The sequence below is a fragment of the Streptomyces sp. NPDC027962 genome (genome assembly GCF_055566095.1).
In genome coordinates this window covers 107412-121984 of the sequence record NZ_JBVHTA010000008.1, presented here as the reverse complement: position 1 = coordinate 121984, position 14573 = coordinate 107412, and the positions used below count along the sequence as shown (strand labels likewise).

The window sequence follows — 14573 nt, the reverse complement described above, 5'->3', positions numbered from 1 at the left end:
CCTCTGGATAGAGGGGGTTTACCTGCGGTTACTCACCCGGCCTCCGCGGAGTGGAATACTTTGCGCGAGGTCCGGCCAGCGATGTGTGACGCAGGGAACATTGGCCGGGAACCCCTATCGGGAACTGAGTACTCGTGGGTAACGTCCGGGCAGTCCAGTCGTGCTCACCCCCACCGAGCACCCGCCCGATCTTGGACCGCATCCGGTGCGTCACACAGAGCCGTGGCACCGGCGCCCGATGAGGAGCAGCAGTCTTGCGCGAGTTCAGCCTTCCGGCCCTGTACGAGGTCCCCACGGACGGCAACCTGACGGATCTCATCCGCCGCAATGCCGCGCAGCATCCAGATGTGGCAGTCATGGGCCGCAAGGTTGCCGGCACCTGGACGGACGTCACCGCCACCCAGTTCCTCGCCGAGGTCCTGGCCGCCGCCAAGGGCCTGATCGCCGCCGGCATCCGGCCGGGCGACCGGGTCGGCCTGATGTCGCGCACCCGCTACGAGTGGGTCCAGCTGGACTTCGCCATCTGGAGCGCCGGCGCGGTCACCGTGCCGGTGTACGAGACCAGTTCGGCGGAGCAGGTGCAGTGGATCCTCGGCGACTCGGGGGCAGCCGCCGTGATCGTCGAGGACGGGGCCCACGCCGCGGCCGTGGAGTCGGTGCGCGGGTCGCTGCCGGAACTGAGGAACGTCTGGCAGATCGAGAAGGGCGCGATCGCCGAACTGACCGCGGCCGGCGCGGACGTCACCGACGCCGTGGTCGACGAGCGCAGCGCGGCCGCGAAGGCGGACGACCCGGCGACGATCGTCTACACCTCGGGCACCACGGGCCGCCCCAAGGGCTGTGTGCTCACCCACCGCGCCTTCTTCGCGGAGTGCGGCAACCTGGTCGAGCGCCTGAAGCCGCTGTTCCGTACGGGCGAGAGCTCGGTGCTGCTCTTCCTGCCCGCCGCGCACGTCTTCGGCCGCATGGTCGAGATCGCGGCCGTGATGGCGCCGATCAAGCTCGGCTGCGTGCCGGACATCAAGAACCTCACCGACGAACTCGCCTCCTTCCGGCCGTCGCTCATCCTCGGTGTGCCGCGCGTCTTCGAGAAGGTCTACAACGCGGCGCGGGCCAAGGCCCAGGCGGACGGCAAGGGCAATATCTTCGACAAGGCCGCGAACACGGCCATCGCCTACAGCCGCGCCATCGGCAGCCCGCAGGGCGCGCCGCTCGGCCTGAAGCTCAAGCACAAGGTCTTCGACAAGCTCGTCTACAGCAAGCTCCGCGCCGTGCTGGGCGGCCGCGGCGAGTACGCGGTCTCCGGCGGCGCGCCGCTCGGCGAGCGGCTCGGCCACTTCTTCCGCGGCATCGGCTTCACGGTCCTCGAGGGCTACGGCCTGACCGAGTCGTGCGCGGCGACCGCGTTCAACCCGTGGGACCGGCAGAAGATCGGCACGGTCGGCCAGCCGCTGCCGGGCTCGGTGGTCCGCATCGCAGACGACGGCGAGGTGCTGCTGCACGGCGAGCACGTCTTCGCCGGCTACTGGAACAACGAGAGCGCGACGGCGGAGGCGCTGGCCGACGGCTGGTTCCACACCGGCGACGTCGGCACGCTCGACGAGGACGGTTACCTCGCGATCACCGGCCGCAAGAAGGAGATCCTGGTGACGGCGGGCGGCAAGAACGTCGCCCCCGCCGTGATCGAGGACCGCATCCGCGGGCACGCCCTGGTCGCGGAGTGCATGGTGGTCGGCGACGGCCGCCCGTTCGTGGCCGCGCTCGTCACCATCGACGAGGAGTTCCTCGCCCGCTGGGCGGCGGAGCACGGCAAGCCGGCCGGCTCGACGGCGGCGACGCTGCGCGACGACGCGGAGCTGCAGGCCGAGATCCAGAAGGCGGTGGACGACGGGAACGCGGCGGTGTCCAAGGCCGAGTCGGTACGGAAGTTCCGCATTCTGCCGACGCAGTTCACCGAGGAGGCGGGGCACATCACGCCGTCGCTGAAGCTGAAGCGGAATGTGGTGGCGAAGGACTTCGCGGACGAGATCGAAACGATCTACCGGGCCTGACGAGGGGCGGCCCGGCTGCGCTCGCCGACTTGGCGCCCGCTACCGGGCCCGCCCTGCTCGTCCTGTTTCACCCGGCGGCCACCCGGCCGGCCGACCCGCCGCCGAAGGCGTCGTGCGCCGCCGCCGAGCCGTCGCGGCGCTGACACCTCCCCCGCTGCGGCAGCGTCGGCCGACGTGCCGTGCTCACTCCGACGGCCGGCAGACGGGTGTTCTCACGGCGGCCGACGCGTCCCCGCCGCCCGCCCTCCTCCACAGCGCGGACCACGGACCGGTCCCCGGCTCTGAAGCGCCCGTACGCACCCTTGGGACGCGACCGGTCCGCCGTCCGCCGCCGAACGGACCGGACTTCGCGGTGCTGCCCCGGTTGAGCCATATGCCGCTATGCCGTGGTGCGCCGGATATCACCCTTGCATACCTTTGGCGCCTGACGCTTGGCAGTGCAGTGCGAACCCGAGGAGCGGCATGAGCCGGACGGAGTACGACCACATCACCGTCTGCGGTGGCCCGGCGCGCTCCGCCCCGACCCCACGGCCGGGCACCGGTCGGCGCTGCGGCACCCTGGCGTCTCTCGTACGACCCGCCGCGCATGCGAAGGCCTCCCCCAGGGAGCCGTCGGCCCGCGATCGGATCTCAGCGGGCTGAAAGCCCCCGTGGCCGGCCACAGTCGCTTCCCACCGGCACCACCGCACCCAGGAGAGCGTCGTGTCGATCGACGGAGAGAACACAAACGCACCAGGACGACCGGATCCGGCGGCGTCGGTGACGGGCCCCGGAAGGGAAAGCCGGCTGAAGCCCGTCGTCTTCTTCGGGTCCTCCGTGCTGATCCTCGCCATCTCGATCTGGGCGATCCTCACCCCCTCCGGGGCCGAGCGCACCATCGGCGTGGTGGTGGACTGGATCTCCTCGGTGTTCGGCTGGTACTACTTCCTCGCCGCCACGCTGTACCTGGTCTTCGTCGTGTACGTGGCCGTGTCCCGGTACGGATCCATCAAGCTGGGGCCGCAGCACTCCACCCCCGACTACGGGCTGTTCGCCTGGGGCACCATGCTCTTCGCGGCGGGCATCGGCATCGACCTGATGTTCTTCTCCGTCGCCGGCCCGGTCAGCCACTACCTCGCCCCGCCGGAGGGCCCGCCGGAGACCGTCGAGGCGGCGCGCCAGGCCGTGGTGTGGACCCTGTTCCACTACGGCATCACCGGTTGGGCGATGTATGCGCTGATGGGCATGGCACTCGGCTATTTCGCCTTCCGTTACCACCTCCCGCTGGCGATCCGGTCCGCGCTGTATCCGATCATCGGGAAGCGCATTCACGGCCGGATCGGCGACGCCGTCGACCTCGCGGCCATCATCGGCACGGTCTTCGGCATCTCGGTGTCCCTCGGCATCGGTGTCGTGCAGCTCAACTACGGGCTGACCTTCCTCTTCGACGTCCCCCAGGGCACGGGCGCGCAGATCGGTCTGATCTCCGTCGCCGTGGTCATGGCCACCGTGTCCGCCGTGGCGGGTGTCGACAAGGGCATCCGGCGGCTGTCCGAGCTGAACGTCGTCCTCGCCATCATCCTGATGCTTTACGTGCTCTTCGTGGACAGTCCGCTCCGGATCCTCAACAGCCTCATCCTCAACATCGGCGACTACGTGAGCCGCTTTCCCTCGATGACGCTGAACACCTTCGCCTACGACCAGCCGACCGACTGGCTCAACGCCTGGACCCTCTTCTTCTGGGCCTGGTGGATCGCCTGGGCGCCCTTCGTGGGGCTGTTCCTCGCCCGGATCTCGCGGGGCCGCACCATGCGCGAGTTCGTCGCCGCGACGCTGATCATCCCGTTCCTGTTCACGCTGACCTTCCTGTCGATCTTCGGCAACAGCGCGCTTGGCCTGGTGCGGTCAGGCAACATCGAGTTCGGCGAAACCGCGGCGAACACCCCTGAACAGGGCTTCTACGAGTTGCTCGCGCAGTTCCCCGGCGCCACGTTCAGCGCCGGCCTGGCCACCTTCGTCGGCCTGCTGCTCTACGTCACGTCGGCGGACTCCGGCGCACTGGTGATGGCCAACCTGAGCTCGCACCTGCGCACCCCGCTCACCGACGCACCGGCCCTGGTGCGCGTCTTCTGGGCGGGGGCGACCGGCCTGCTCACCCTCGCCATGCTGCTGGTCGGCGGGGTGGCAGCGCTGACCGACGCGACGATCATCATGGGCCTGCCGTTCTCGTTCGTCATGTTCCTCATCATCTGGGGCCTGTACAAGGCCCTGCGCATCGAACGGATGCGGGAGGACGCCCTGACCACCACCCTGCCGTCGTCGCTGTCCGGGCGGACCGCGCACCGCGGCCGGAGTCCGGAGTGGAACTGGCGGCGCCGCCTGACACGGGCGATGAGCTTCCCCAGCCATCGGGCGGCGGTCAGATTCGTCGAGGAGATCTGTCACCCCGCGTTCCAGGACGTGGCGGATGAGCTGAACCGGCAGGGGGCAGAGGCGTCCGTCGTCGAGGGGACCGACAAGGAGAGCGGACTTCCGAACATGGAACTGCGGGTCCCGATGGGCGGCAACGAGCTGTTCATCTACCACCTGCGGCCGATCGAGGTGCCCACCCCGGCGTTCGCCATCCGGATGATCAGCGAACACGACACGTACGTGCGTTTCGAGGTTCATCTGGTCGACGGCAGCCAGGGCTACGACGTGATGGGCTACAGCAAGGAACAGCTCATCGGCAACATCCTCGACCAGTACGAGCGCCACCTGGAGTTCCTGCGTCTCCACGGAGAGGCGACCGCCCGCTCCTCGATGCCCGACCACCGGCCGGACACGGCGGAGGCGCCGTCCGAGGAGGGCCTCTGACGCCTGGGCGGCGCGGGCTCGGCCCGGTCGCCGGGCCGAGCCGGGTCCCGAGGCCGTCGAGCCCGTGGCCGGGCGTCGAACCAGCGCTCAAGCGCTCAGCACTCAGCACTCAGCACTCAGCACTCAGCACTCACAGCAGTGTGACCAGCCTCTCGGCCAGCAGATCCCAGCGCCAGCGCTCCTCGACCCAGGCCCGGCCCCGCTCACCCATCCGCCGCCGCAGCTCCGGGTCCTGAAGGAGCGTGACGATGGGGTCGGCCGACTCCTCCGGCGAGCCGCCGCGCACCACCCAGCCGGTCTCGCCGTCGAGTACGGCGTCGGGCGCGCCGCCCGAGTCGCCCGCCACGACGGGGAGTCCGGTCGCGGACGCCTCCAGGTACACGATGCCGAGCCCTTCGACGTCCAGGCCGCCTCTGCGCGTGCGGCACGGCATGGCGAAGACGTCGCCCGCGCCGTAGTGCGCCGGGAGTTCGGACCACGGGACCGCTCCGGTGAAGCGGACGGACCCCTCGACGCCGGTCTGCGCGGCGAGGCCCCGCAACTCGTTCTCGTACGGTCCGCCGCCGACTATCAGCAGCACCGCGTCGGGCACCTTCGACAGGACCGCGGGCATGGCGCGGATCAGGGTGTCCTGCCCCTTGCGCGGCACGAGCCGCGAGACGCACACGACCACAGGCCGGTCGCTCAGTCCGAGTCGGCGGCGGACCAGGTCGCCGCCGGAGCCCGGGTGGAAGGTCTTCTCGTCCACACCCGGCGGCAGTTGGACCATCCGGTCGGCGGCGGCCGGCGTCAGCGCGGAGGCGATTCGCGAGCGCGTGTATTCACCCAGATAGGTGATCGTGTCCGTGCCCTCGCCGATCCTGCGCAGCAGTTGCCGGGACGCCGGCAGCTGCGCCCATCCCGCCTCGTGGCCGTGCGTGGTGGCCACCAGCCGCCGGGCGCCCGCCTTGCGCAACGCGGGCGCCATCAGACCCAGCGGCGCGGCCGCCCCGAACCACACGGACTCACAGCCGTGCTCGCGCAGCAGCCGGGTCGCCGTGCGGGTGACGCGCGGTGTCGGCAGCAGCATCGTCGTACGGTCCCGCACGACGGTGAAGGGCTGCTCGGCGTCGAACGCCGCGGTCGCCGCCAGTCCCTCCTGGCCTCGCTTCCAGGAGGAGGCGTAGACGACGAGCTGCCCGGGATCCAGCCGCAGCGCCATGTTGTGCAGGAACGCCTGGATGCCGCCGGGCCTGGGCGGGAAGTCGTTGGTCACGATCAAGGTCTTGTGCATCGCCGCCGACAGTACCGAACCGTCTGAGCCCGGGCCCCGGCACGGCCCCGCCTCGTCCCGCGGAACCAGCCGGCCCGACATCATGGCAACACCCATTCCCACACGAAAGGGGCGACTCGGTCATGGCGGTGGCGAACGGCGCCCGGTGTCCCGTCGCGGTGTGGGTCCTGACGAGGACGGCGCTGCTGCTCCTGGTCCTGGGCGTCCTCAGCTGTCCCGGCCCCGATGTCACGACCGACGTGTCGGTGATCTACCAGGGCTGGCAGGAGGTGCTGCGCACCGGTACGTATCCGCTGGACGACGTCACCTGGCAGTACCCGCCCGGCGCCGCGCTCGTGATCATCGCACCGGGGCTGCTGCCCGGTCTCGGCTACACCACCGCCTTCTTCGTGCTCGCGCTGCTGTGGGACCTGCTGGTCCTTGCGCTGCTCCTGCGCGCGGAGCGGCACAGCACCCGTCGGCGCGGCACCTGGACCTGGGTCGCCGGTGTGCCGCTGCTGGGACCCACCGTCTACGCCCGCTACGACCTGACGGTGACCGCCGTCGCAGTCGCGGCCCTCCTGGCCTCGGCCCGCCGGCCGGGCGTGATGGGCGCGCTGGCGGGCCTCGGCGCGCTGCTGAAGGTGTGGCCGCTGCTGGTGCTCCTGGGCACCCCGCGCGGCCGGGTCACGCGGCGCTCCTGGGCCGCCGCGGCGGTCACAGCGGTCGTGCCCGCCCTGGTGCTGGCCGCCGCGATGCCCGGTGCACTGGCCTTCCTCACCTTTCAGCGCGACCGCGGCACCGAGGTCGAGTCGCTGGGGTCCCTCGTCTTCCATGTGGCACGCCACTTCGGCTGGCAGGGCGAGGTGCTGCTCAACTACGGGTCCGTCGAGTTCCTCGGTCCGTACGTCCCGCTCGTCAGCCGCCTCGCCCTCGCGCTGTCGCTCGCGGCGCTCGGCTGGCTGGCGTTGTGGCGGGCCCGGGCCAGGGAGTTCGACGCGGCCACGATGTGCGACGCGGCGTTCGCCGCCGTGCTGCTGTTCACCACCACGAGCCGGGTGATCAGCCCCCAGTACATGGTGTGGCTGGTCGGCCTCGCCGCCGTGTGCCTGGTCCACCGGGCCACCGCGATGGTGCGGCCGGCCGCGCTGGCGCTGGCGGCGACCGGGGTGACGCTGCTGGAGTTCCCGGTGGGGTTCTCGCACGTGGTGGCGAGCGACCCGCTCGGCATCGCGCTGCTCGTGGTGCGCAACGGGCTGCTGGTGGCCGCCACGCTCGACGCGTGCCTGCGGCTGTGGCGCCGGACGGTCACGGCGGTGCCCGGCCGGGGGCGGGTTACGGACCCAGACGCTCGAGCAGATAGCCCCGCCACATCGCGGTGAACGCGTCCGGCGTCGTGCCCAGCTCCTCCCCCAGCGCGCGTTCCACCGCGCCGTCCCGGTGCTCGCCCTCGCCCTCGCCCACGGACCGGTAGAAGGCGGTGAGCTTCTTCTCCCCCCACCGCTCCGCGATCAGCTCACAGGCCAGCCGGCCGCCCTCGTACGCCCGGGCCGTCGTGCCCGCGTCCCCGCCGAAGGTGAAGTCCCGGTCGTCCGGCAGGACGGCGGGCACGTCGCCCGCCCGGACCGCCTCCTGCAGTCCGGGCGCGGCCTCCCCGGCGGTACGGCCCGAGCCGCGATAGGCGACCCAGTCCGCGAAGCCCTCCGACAGCCACATCGGGGTCGCCGGCGAGGTGTGGGCGCGGGTCGCGACATGGGTGGTCTCGTGAGTGAGCACGACCCCTTGCCCGAAATCGCCGAGCAGCCCGTGCGCCTCCGGGTTGACGACCACCCGGTCGGCGGGCGAGGTGTCCTTCGGGTCGCTCTCGCCGGTGGTGACCGCCGCGATGCCCTTGTATCCGGCGGCCGGCGCGCCCAGCAGCCTGCCCATCGCCTCCACGGAGGGCGGTACGAGCACGACCACACGGCCGGCCCACTCGTCCGGCCACGCCTTGGACACGGACGGCACGGCACGATCGGTGGCCGTCGCGAGCTCACGCAGCCGCTTCTCGTCCTGGCCGACCCCGAGGACGATGCTGCGGCTGCCCCGCACGACCTGCACGTCGCCCTGGTGCCACAGCTGCTGCAGGGCACCGACGCCACGGCGGTCGGCCGTCACGTACCAGCGGCCCTCGCGCTCGGCCAGCTCCAGCGTGCGGGAGGCGACCACGGGGGCGGAGTCGTAACCGGCGATGCGGTAGCGCAGCTCGGTGTCCACGACGGCCTGTGAGCCTTTGTGGCGCAGGCCCTTGATCCGGTACTCCCAGGAGTCCAGCGGCACGTCCGCGAGGTTGTCGAACTCCTCGCCCTGAGCGGCCCGGAGCTCCGTCGCGCCGGGCTCGAGCGACGCGAGATAGCCGGGGCGGTCGTGATCGAGCACGGCAGCGGCACGGGCGTCCAGCGTCCGCTGGATCTCCTCGAGGGTCGGGTCCAGGGGCCTGTCCCCGGCGGTGCACGCGGGCGCGACGACCAGCACGGCGAGCCCGAGGCCCACCGTGCGCCGCGAGCGCCCATGACGTGTCACCCTGCGATGGTACGTAACCGGCCGCCACCAGGACCCCCGCAGTCCTGCGCCTCTGAACGGCCGGCAGGGAGCCGAAGCCGCCCGCGCTACACCCGCGTCACCGAGTTCACCGAGTTCACCGGCATCATCCCCACCGGGTCGTACCTCACCGACGCCCCCGGGTACGGCGCATGCACCACCTGCCCGTTCCCCACGTACATGCCCACGTGGCTCGCGTCGCTGCGGTACGTGACGATGTCGCCGGGTCGCGCCTCGGCCAGGGACACCCGGCGGCCGGCGTACGCCTGTGCCTGGGAGGTGCGGGGCAGCGCGACGCCCGCCTGGGCGTACGACCACTGGACGAGGCCCGAGCAGTCGAAGCCGGACGGCCCGTTCGCGCCCCACACATACGGGCGGCCGACCACGCTGCGGGCCGCCATGGTCGCGGCGGCCGCGTGCGGGGAGCCTGCCACGACGCCGGAAAGGCCGGGGAGTTCGCCGCGGCCGGAGCGCGAGGCCCTGTCGTATGCCTCCCGTTCCTCGGCGGGCAGGGCGTTCAGCAGTCGGCGGGCCTCACCCAGTTTGCGTTCGACGGTGCGCTTGTGGCGTGCCACGGCGCTTCGGCTGCGTTCGAGCTCCACGAGGTCCTGTGCGACCTCGGCGCGCTTCTGGCCGAGGCCGCGCTGCTCGCGGCGGAGGTCCGCGAGGGCTCCGGTGTGGCGTTCGCTGATGCGGTCGAGGGTGGCCGCGGCCTCGAGGTAGCTGTCCGGGTCCTTGGACAGCAGCAGCGCGAGGGCGGGATCCATGCCGCCGGACCGGTACTGGGCGCCCGCCACGGAGCCGAGCGCTTCGCGCATCCGGTTGATCCGCTCCTGGCTGCGGGCGACCCTGTCCTGCGCGTGCCGTACCTGCTCGTTGAGCTGTTCGACGTGTTCACCGGCCTTGTTGTACTTCTCCGTGGCCTGCTCCGCCTCCTGATGGAGCCGGTCGACCTCGGCCCGGGTGGCCTCGACGCTGTCCCTCGGTTCCGCGCCCGCCGGTACGGCCGTGAGGGCGGCGGCCGTGGCCGCAGCCGCGGACAGGACGGTGCCACGGGCGACGCTCCGGGTGAGGCCGGGCTGTGAGGGTCGGCGGTGGGAAACCACGGGCCGCGCTCCCTTCCGCAGGACTTCCGCAGCGGTTGCACGGGACTTCCGTGCAACCGGGTTCGGTGCGCGGCAGAGAGTAGCCGGGTGAACACGGGGTGACCAAAGGCCCGTCCGGGCATACAAAGTGACGCCCCGCCGGAGATCACAAGGTCACCGGCGGGGCGTCGCGTCAGCCAGGAGGGACGGAATTCCCCCGTTCGGGCGGGTGTGAAGACCGCCGAACGCTCCGTCCGACGGCCCGTCAGGTACGCGGTTCAGTCAGAAGGCACAGCCGTCAGGAACGCGCTGCGTCAGATACGCACGCCGAACTGGAACGGCATGTTGTTGATCGACTCGTAGCGCACGTTGGTCCCGCTGCGCGGGGCGTGCAGCACCTGGCCGTTGCCCGCGTAGAAGCCGACGTGGTGCAGGTCGCCGTAGAAGATGACCAGGTCGCCCTGCTTGAGCTGGCTCTGCGAGTAGATGCGGGAGCCGGCGTTGGCCTGCGCCTGCGAAGTACGCGGGATGGAGACACCGGCCTGGGCGAACGCCCAGGAGGTGAGACCGGAGCAGTCGAAGGAGTTGGGGCCGCTGGCCCCGTACACGTACGGCTTGCCTATCTGGGACTGCGCGGCGGCGAAGGCTGCGGACGCGCGCTGCGAGGCGGGCACGGCCGGGCCGAGGTCGGCGCGGGCGCTCGCGCGATTGGCGCGGGTCTCCTCGGCGGCGAGCGCGGCGCGCTCCGCGGCGGTGAGGGAGTTCAGCAGCTTCTGCGCTTCCGCGAGCTTGCCCTGGACTTCCTTCTTCTTCTCGCCGAGGGTCTTGCGGGTCTCCGCCAGATCGCCGAGCTTGCTCTGGGCCTCCTGGCGCTGCTGCGCGAGGGTGCGCTGCTTGGCCTGGATCTCCTGGATCGCCTCGGTCTGCTTGGCGCCGAGCTGGTCCAGCGCGGAAGCCTTGTCGAGGTAGGTGTCCGGGTCGCCGGAGAGGAAGAGCTGCACGGAGGGGTCGATGCCACCGGTGCGGTACTGGGCGCTCGCCACCGAACCGAGGCTGTCCCGGAGGGTGTTGAGCTCGTCCTGCCCGCGGGCGACCTTGTCCTGCAGCGCGTCGATCTGCTCGTCGAGCTTCTCCTGCTGCTCCTTGGCCCCGTTGTACTTCTCGGTGGCCTGCTCCGCCTCTTCGTAGAGCTTGTCGACCTTCTCCTTGACCTCGCTCTTGCTCGGCTTCGGGTCGGCCTGGGCGGTCTGGGCGGTCAGGGCGACGGCGGCTGCGGCGGTCGCGGTGAGCACGGTCACGCGGGTGCGGCTCGGCTGCTTGGGACGACGGTGGGACGCCACGAAGGCGAGCTCCTTCTTCCTCGAGCCGCCTACCGGGCTGTGGGGGGCGAATCCCCGGCTGTCCGCGCGTCGGATCCCGGGGGAAATGGGGCGAACTGCACGAACTAGGCGGTTCCTTCGCTGTCACCCCGGATGGGCGATCAACCGCGCGAAGGTTCGAGGCCTGACCCTAGTGACCTTCTTGTGATCACTTCAAATCCTCGCAGGAAAAATCTTGCCCGTCGAGGCCATTCTTTACTCTCATCACACGCGTAGTAATGGTTACTTGACGCAACGTCCCACCTGCACTGGCGTCAAATCGGGCATATGCCGTGGGGATTGCCAGACTCTACGAGACGCGCGAAAGCCGCTTCAGCAACAAGGCGGACGCGACGGGCCTGGCGCCCGCCTTCGCGACACCGTCGGCCACTTCGCGGTCGGTCGACACGACCACCACAGGCCGGCCGGGCGGCTCGGCACGCACCAGTTGACGGATCAGCTCGTCGGCGGTGACACCCGCCTTGGAAAAGAGCACGCGCACCCCGCGCGGCGGCGCCAGCAGCACCGGCGCGGCCAGTTCGGCCCCGTCGAAGACACAGGTGATCTCGGCCCCGGAGCGGGCGGCGAGCATCGACAGGCCGCCCAGCAGCCGCAGCCGCTGCTTCTCCAGCGGCATCGTCGGATAGCCGGTCTTGGTGACGTTGTAGCCGTCCACGACCAGATGCGCCTGGGGCAGCGCCAGCAGCTGGTCGAGGAGGGCGGGGTCCGTCTCGGACAGCGCACGGGCCGCGATGTCCTTGGGCGACATCCGCCCGGGTTCGACGGCCTCCACCGTGTCGGCCGGATGGATACCGGCCGGCGGCAGGGCCAGCTCGCGGCGCAGCCCCTGTGCGGCGTCCAGCACCGTGTCGAGGAGCAGCCGCAACCGCATGTCCTCGATGGAGCGCCCCTCACGGGCGGCCCGGCGGCCCGCCTCGACGGCGGCCTCCGCCTCCGCCAGACGCGCCTTGAGCCGCCGTGTCTCGCTCTCGGCGGCCGACACCTGGGCCGCGGCCTGGGCCCTGACGCCGTCGATCTCCGCTTCCCTGCGCCGCACGGCGGCCTCGCCGCGCTTCACATCGGCCTGGGCGCTGCGCAGCTTGCGGTGGAGCGACTCGGCCTCCTTGCGGGCGGCATCGAGTTCGACGCGCAGCCGGTCGGTCTCGCTCCTGATCTGTCCGCGGGCCTCCGCCAGCTCCTCGCGCAGCCGGTCCAGCTCGCGCCGGCCTGCCTCGTCGGCGCGCTCTGCGTCGGCCCGCAGGGCCTCCTCGCCCGCGGCGGCGACCATCTTCACCCAGCCGGGGGGACGCAGCACATAGGCGGCGGCCGCCACGTCGACGGGGTCGGCGGCGGCGGGCGGCGCTCCGGACCCGAGGGCCGCGGCCAGCTCGGGCTGGGCCTTTCCGAGCCGTTCGCCGATGCGCTGGCGGAAGAGGGGGTCGCTCTCCAGTGCGGCGGCCATCGCATTGCCTGCGAACTTGGCGCGCCGGGTGGGGGTGAATCGGGCGTACTGGCGCAACTGTGCCGGAAGTTCGGCGACGGTCAGGCCGCCGAACGCATCGGAGACCAGGGCGACGACCCGCCGTCGAACCCCTTCCGGCAGCGGGCGGTCGAGCGCCTCGGCGGCGTCGCCGGCCGCACCGGCCGACTCGGCGCCGTTGTCAGGCTGCTCCACGATCCGTCACCCCTACCACCCATGCGGGCCGCTCCGTTCAGGAGCCGGCGCCCGGCCTGTCCACCAGCTCGATCTGGTCCACCGCGTTGCACCAACGGCACCGGACCGACTCGATGGTCTCACTGACGACCTCGCGCTCCTCCACGGCCGGCTCACCGGCCAGGTCCAGATGGACGTATTCCACGACCTTCGAGGAGCGCGTGACGTCGAAGCGCGTGAGGTTGCCGCAGAGTGTGCAGCGCCACCGGGTGTCAGCGGTCGGCGAGGGAACCGTCGTCATCGTGCCGTCCTTCTTCGTCATGCGGGATGCTGGTGCCGCGGTGCGCCGTCGAACTGCGGATGTACTCCCTGCAACCCTACGGCCTCGCGGGTACCCCATGTCGCGGCGAGGCACTCTGTACCGTTCGGTCCCGCTAAGCCATGCTCTGTCCATGATCAGTCGGTGGGGCACGGCCAGGCATACGATCCGGAACGCGGTGAGAGGTCCCGCCGTGACATACGGCCTGATCGCGGTCTGCTGCGCGATCTTCGTCATCAGCCCGGTCTCCGGTCTGAACCTCTCGTACGGCCTCGGCGACCGGCTGCTCGCCGCTCAGGCGGCGTACTTCGAACGGTGGGGGGTGATCCCCGCCGAACTGATGGCGGGCTCGCCGGGCGCCCTGCTCACTCCGCTCACCGCCCTGTTCGTGCACGGCAGTTGGCTGCACCTGCTCGGCAACATGCTCTTCCTCTTCGTCTTCGGCGCGATGGTCGAGGAGCGGATGGGCCGGCTCGCCTTCGCCCTCTTCTACACGGGGGCCGGCTATCTCGCGCTGCTCGTCTACGCGGCGGTCAACGACGACTCGGAGCAGACCCTGGTGGGCGCGTCGGGGGCCATCTCCGCCGTACTCGGAGCGTTCCTCTTCCTCTTCCCCAGGGCCCGGGTGACCAGTCTCTTCCCCTTCCTCTTCTTCCTGCCGCTGCGCTTCCCCGCCTGGGCGGTACTGATCTTCTGGTTCGTACTGCAGTGGCTGGCGGCCAGGGGCGCGGGCAGCGGGCCGGGCGTCGCGTATCTGGCGCACCTGGTGGGGTTCGGGGCGGGCTTCGTCTACGCGTGGGGCCGCTACGGACGTGGGACTAGAGTGAACACATCTGCAGCGACCGAGGGAGAAAGCCAGCCGTGATCACCGCGATCGTGCTCATCAAGACCAGCGTGGACCGTATCCCCGAGATCGCCGAGTCGATCGCCGCGCTGGACAGCGTCAGCGAGGTCTTCTCCGTCACCGGCACCTACGACCTGATCGCCATGGTCCGGGTGGCCAGGCACGACGACCTGGCGGATGTGATCCCCGGCCGGATCAGCAAGATCCAGGGCGTCGAGGCGACCGACACACACGTCGCCTTCCGTACCTACTCCCAGCACGACCTGGAGGCGGCGTTCGCGATCGGCCTGGACGCGTAGCGCTGGAGGCGGCACCCCGGCCGGTCGCGAACCGCGGGCCGTTGCGGCGGAGGTGGCGCACCGGGCCCGGGCCGCCGCCGCGCTCGTGCTCGGCCTCGCCCTCGCCCTCGCCCTCGCCGGAACCCTCGGCCACGGCGTCCGCGCGATCATCACCGCGGGCGTGGACGCCTACGGGTCGATCGTGCCGGCGCCCGTGCCGCTGCCGGAGGCGCTGGACCGCGCCGGTGAGCTCCTCGCCGACACGGCCGAACGTGCGCTCGGGATGGTCCTGGTGGGGACGCGGCTCGCGGCGTGAG

The 14573-nt window shown here is 71.2% G+C and carries 13 protein-coding genes; 6 read left to right on the top strand and 7 right to left on the bottom strand.

All coding sequences use genetic code 11. The features are described from left to right. Window positions 1-254: 254 nt before the first annotated feature. Window positions 255-2051 (top strand): AMP-dependent synthetase/ligase, encoded by a 1797-nt coding sequence (locus ACZ4SA_RS10520; protein ID WP_468272122.1) that lies wholly within the window; start codon window positions 255-257, stop codon window positions 2049-2051. Between the two features lie 67 nt (window positions 2052-2118). On the opposite strand, the gene ACZ4SA_RS10515 is transcribed toward ACZ4SA_RS10520, so the two are convergent. After that, entirely contained in the window at window positions 2119-2316 is a 198-nt protein-coding gene (locus tag ACZ4SA_RS10515; RefSeq protein WP_468272119.1) for a hypothetical protein, read from the bottom strand. Window positions 2317-2753: 437 nt separating this feature from the next. Here ACZ4SA_RS10515 and betT point away from each other — a divergent pair, with 437 nt between their 5' ends. Continuing rightward, window positions 2754-4886: a choline BCCT transporter BetT gene (gene betT, locus ACZ4SA_RS10510; protein ID WP_468272118.1), complete on the top strand. Its 2133-nt coding sequence runs from the start codon at window positions 2754-2756 to the stop codon at window positions 4884-4886. Window positions 4887-5016: 130 nt separating this feature from the next. Here the strand turns inward: betT and ACZ4SA_RS10505 are convergent, their stop codons facing one another. Continuing rightward, window positions 5017-6159, bottom strand: coding sequence for a glycosyltransferase family 4 protein (locus ACZ4SA_RS10505; protein ID WP_468272116.1), 1143 nt, complete (start codon window positions 6157-6159; stop codon window positions 5017-5019). A gap of 122 nt (window positions 6160-6281) precedes the next feature. Here ACZ4SA_RS10505 and ACZ4SA_RS10500 point away from each other — a divergent pair, with 122 nt between their 5' ends. Beyond that, window positions 6282-7520 (top strand): glycosyltransferase 87 family protein, encoded by a 1239-nt coding sequence (locus ACZ4SA_RS10500; protein ID WP_468272113.1) that lies wholly within the window; start codon window positions 6282-6284, stop codon window positions 7518-7520. Here ACZ4SA_RS10500 and ACZ4SA_RS10495 read toward each other — a convergent pair. The 5 genes from ACZ4SA_RS10495 to ACZ4SA_RS10475 form a co-directional block, all read right to left on the bottom strand. After that, on the bottom strand, window positions 7474-8700 hold the full coding sequence (locus ACZ4SA_RS10495) for a hypothetical protein (protein ID WP_468272110.1): 1227 nt from the start codon (window positions 8698-8700) through the stop codon (window positions 7474-7476). The genes ACZ4SA_RS10500 and ACZ4SA_RS10495 overlap by 47 nt on opposite strands. An 86-nt stretch (window positions 8701-8786) precedes the next feature. Then, window positions 8787-9824, bottom strand: coding sequence for a C40 family peptidase (locus tag ACZ4SA_RS10490; RefSeq protein WP_468272108.1), 1038 nt, complete (start codon window positions 9822-9824; stop codon window positions 8787-8789). 293 nt (window positions 9825-10117) lie between these two features. Next, window positions 10118-11143: a C40 family peptidase gene (locus ACZ4SA_RS10485; protein WP_468272105.1), complete on the bottom strand. Its 1026-nt coding sequence runs from the start codon at window positions 11141-11143 to the stop codon at window positions 10118-10120. 328 nt (window positions 11144-11471) lie between these two features. After that, the gene (locus ACZ4SA_RS10480) at window positions 11472-12836 is read right to left on the bottom strand and encodes an NYN domain-containing protein (RefSeq protein WP_468272103.1); all 1365 of its coding nucleotides are present in this window, start codon (window positions 12834-12836) and stop codon (window positions 11472-11474) included. 37 nt (window positions 12837-12873) lie between these two features. Next, window positions 12874-13116: a hypothetical protein gene (locus ACZ4SA_RS10475; protein ID WP_468272359.1), complete on the bottom strand. Its 243-nt coding sequence runs from the start codon at window positions 13114-13116 to the stop codon at window positions 12874-12876. Between the two features lie 151 nt (window positions 13117-13267). Between ACZ4SA_RS10475 and ACZ4SA_RS10470 the strand changes: the two genes are divergently transcribed. Genes ACZ4SA_RS10470 through ACZ4SA_RS10460 form a run of 3 tightly spaced genes read left to right on the top strand, consistent with a single transcriptional unit; the run spans window position 13268 to window position 14572 of the window. Then, entirely contained in the window at window positions 13268-13999 is a 732-nt protein-coding gene (locus tag ACZ4SA_RS10470; protein WP_468272101.1) for a rhomboid family intramembrane serine protease, read from the top strand. Beyond that, window positions 13996-14277 carry an Lrp/AsnC family transcriptional regulator gene (locus ACZ4SA_RS10465; protein WP_356634894.1) on the top strand — a complete coding sequence of 94 codons (282 nt, stop codon included), beginning with the start codon at window positions 13996-13998 and terminating at the stop codon, window positions 14275-14277. Before ACZ4SA_RS10470 ends, ACZ4SA_RS10465 begins: the two co-directional genes overlap by 4 nt. Window positions 14278-14329: 52 nt before the next feature. After that, window positions 14330-14572, top strand: a complete 243-nt coding sequence (locus ACZ4SA_RS10460; RefSeq protein WP_468272097.1) for a glycerate kinase — start codon at window positions 14330-14332, stop codon at window positions 14570-14572. Window position 14573: the final 1 nt, after the last annotated feature.

Bases quoted from the DNA above. Each gene is read 5' to 3' on its own strand.
- ACZ4SA_RS10500 (WP_468272113.1), top strand. From the start codon at position 6,282: ATGGCGGTGGCGAACGGCGCCCGGTGTCCCGTCGCGGTGTGGGTCCTG.
- ACZ4SA_RS10505 (WP_468272116.1), bottom strand. From the start codon at position 6,159: ATGCACAAGACCTTGATCGTGACCAACGACTTCCCGCCCAGGCCCGGC.
- ACZ4SA_RS10470 (WP_468272101.1), top strand. From the start codon at position 13,268: ATGATCAGTCGGTGGGGCACGGCCAGGCATACGATCCGGAACGCGGTG.
- ACZ4SA_RS10475 (WP_468272359.1), bottom strand. From the start codon at position 13,116: ATGACGACGGTTCCCTCGCCGACCGCTGACACCCGGTGGCGCTGCACA.